Origin of the sequence: Lacrimispora amygdalina, assembly GCF_003432035.1 — a bacterium.
Classification (GTDB): domain Bacteria; phylum Bacillota; class Clostridia; order Lachnospirales; family Lachnospiraceae; genus Lacrimispora; species Lacrimispora amygdalina.
In genome coordinates this window covers 1-3,049 of the sequence record NZ_QOHO01000132.1, presented here as the reverse complement: position 1 = coordinate 3,049, position 3,049 = coordinate 1, and the positions used below count along the sequence as shown (strand labels likewise).

Sequence of the window (3,049 nt, the reverse complement as noted above, 5' to 3'; positions counted from 1 at the left end):
AACTTCATTTTACAACCGACCTTTTTTACTTTCTATATTTTATGCGTTTAACAATCTGAACAACAATAAGCGGTATTATTGATAAAAGTACAATACTCATGTACTGTTGGTTCGTTAAGATACTTATTTCAAATATCTTATGCAACGGTTCTAAGAACAGTACTGCTGATAACAATAAAGCCCCTAATATTAATGCTAAATAACTAAATGGATTAATCCATAATGTTTTTAGAGAAAGAGGCGCATCATTTCGACAGTTTAAACCATGAACAAGGCGTGATAAACTTAATGTCGCAAAAGCCATTGTCATACTTTCTCTATGACTGCCATTCTGATAGCCTAAATAATAAGCGATCATGGTTACAACAGCAATAATAGTCCCTTCAAAAAGCACTTGCAACCCGAAAGCCCTATCAAGAATTGGGGTTTTTGCATTTCGAGGTTTCTCTTTCATTAACCCGCTATTAGCTGGCTCAAGACCAATTGCTATAGCCGGCAAACTATCTGTCAATAAGTTAATAAAGAGTAAGTGAACTGGCGAAAAAGGTGCCATCAGCCCCATAATAGAGGTATAAACTACTGCTAAAATCCCTGCAGTGTTACCTGATAAGAGAAATCTTACGGCATTTTTAATATTCCCATAAATGCTTCGTCCATTGTTAATTGCCTTGATAATAGTAGCGAAATTATCATCCGTTAAAACCATATTAGCTGCATCTTTTGCCACTTCTGTCCCTGTAATTCCCATCGCAATACCGATATCCGCACGCTTAAGAGCAGGTGCATCATTGACACCATCCCCTGTCATGGCAACGACATGACCAAGAGCTTGCCATGCACTAACAATACGTATCTTATGTTCTGGTGATACCCTTGCATAGACCGATACTTTCGGAACTAAAGCAATCAATTCTTCTTCCGTAAGATGTTCAATATCCGCACCTTCTAGTGCTTGATCCCCTTCCTGTAAAATACCGATTTGTCGTGCTATGGCAGAGGCTGTCACTTTATGATCCCCTGTTATCATAATTGGTTTAATACCAGCAGCTATACAACTTTCTACAGCACCTTTCGATTCAGCTCTTGGAGGATCCATCATAGCAACTAGTCCAAAAAGAATCATCTCACCTTCATGTGCAAATGTTAACGTATTTTCCTCTACTTCTTTCCACGCAAAAGCCAATACACGCAATCCTTGATTTGCTAGTTCGAAGTTAATCTGATTATAGATATCTTTATCTTCCTGCGTAATCAGTCGAACCCCTTGAGCAGTCTCAATATGCGTCGAACGGTCTAATAATACATCCATAGCTCCCTTTGTGAAAACAACGGATTTACCATCAATATGTTGTAATGTCGTCATAAGCTTTCTGTCACTATCGAAGGGCAACTCTGAAATACGTGGTGTAACTTCACGAACAATCAATTCATCTAAATGTAGACGTTCCCCAAGATCGACTAAGGCGATCTCTGTTGGGTCGCCAATTTCTTTTTCTTTGGTTGTAATTGCGTCACTACATAAAAGTCCTGCCATCACCAGTTTATAATGAAGACTATTCTCTTTGTCAATGGCGTCAACATCAATTAACTTATTATCTGTAAAAATTTTTTGCACTGTCATTTTATTCTGTGTTAATGTACCTGTTTTATCGGAACAAATAATTGATATACTGCCTAAACTTTCCACAGAGTGTAATTTTCGAATAATTGCATTTTCTTCAGCTAGCTTTCTTGTTCCAAAAGCAAGAACTATCGTTACAATTGAACTTAGGGCTTCCGGAATTGCAGCCACTGCAAGAGATATGGCGAACATGAGTGAATCCATAATAGGTGCTCCACGATACAAATTCAGTCCAAATACAATGCTAGAAATAATAATTATTAGTATTGCTAGTTTTTTTCCAAAATTATCTAAGTTTTCCTGAAGTGGTGTAGCTTTTTCTTGGGCGCTTTTTAATAACGATGCGATGTGCCCTATTTCAGTAGATACTCCAACACCTGTAACTACAGCTTTACCACGCCCATAGGTCACATGACTACTCGAAAATATCATATTCACTCGATCGCCTATCGCCACATCGTCTTTACTAATAGGTTCAATTACTTTTTCCACACTAACTGATTCACCAGTTAATGCACTTTCATTTACCTGTAAACTATTACTTTCGATAATTCGGGCGTCTGCAGCAATAAAATCTCCGGCTTCAACAATTAAGATGTCACCCACGACAACTTCTGAAGAAGGAATTTCGATCAAACACCCTTCACGTAAAACTTTTGAACTTGGTGCAGAAAGAGCCTTCAAACTTTTTAATGATTGCTCTGCTTTTACATGTTGTATCGTTCCCAGTAAAGCATTAATAATAAGAACAGCTATAATAACTAATGTGCTCTCCAGTTTTCCCATCATTGCCGAGACAGCCGCTGCCACCATAAGTATGACAACAAGAAAGTCTTTAAACTGTGAAAGAAAAATAATAGCCGTAGATACACTCTTGCTTTCTTCAAGTATATTACTTCCATGGGTCTCGCGTTGTTTCGATACATCTTCACTAGATAAGCCAGTTGTCTGACTATTTAACTGTTTGATAACTTCATCATAAGACATTTGATAAAATTTTTTCACTTATATTCCTCCTGATATAGATATTTAAAAACTCATTAATCATATATTAGCGACATATTCATTGGCTCGAAAACGTTTATGATTCTATCCTCCAACATGTCCTTTCAAATACTCCCACATTTTCTGGGTCAAACTGTGTTCCTGCACATCGTTTCAGCTCTACAAGTGCTTTTTCATTAAAAAATACTTTCTTATATTTACTAGTAGCAGTCATTGCCTCATATGCATCAGCAACCGTAATTATCCATGATACAATAGAATATTCTTTCCACTAAGCCCTTAAGAATAGGCCTTCCCATTTTTTGTATTATGACTAAAGCATACACTATATTCCTTGCTTTTAGAGTTATCAGTTTTAAATAACACTAGCTATTTACTATGATATTATTTTATATTTTTATTTCGTAAATTGCAAGTGCAAGT

The 3,049-nt window shown here is 36.6% G+C and carries 1 protein-coding gene; it reads right to left on the bottom strand.

Translation table 11 applies throughout. The annotated features are described in order from the left end of the window. Nucleotides 1-25: 25 nt before the first annotated feature. Nucleotides 26-2,626, bottom strand: a complete 2,601-nt coding sequence (locus DS742_RS27905) for a cation-translocating P-type ATPase (protein WP_170313628.1) — start codon at nt 2,624-2,626, stop codon at nt 26-28. Nucleotides 2,627-3,049 lie beyond the last annotated feature (423 nt).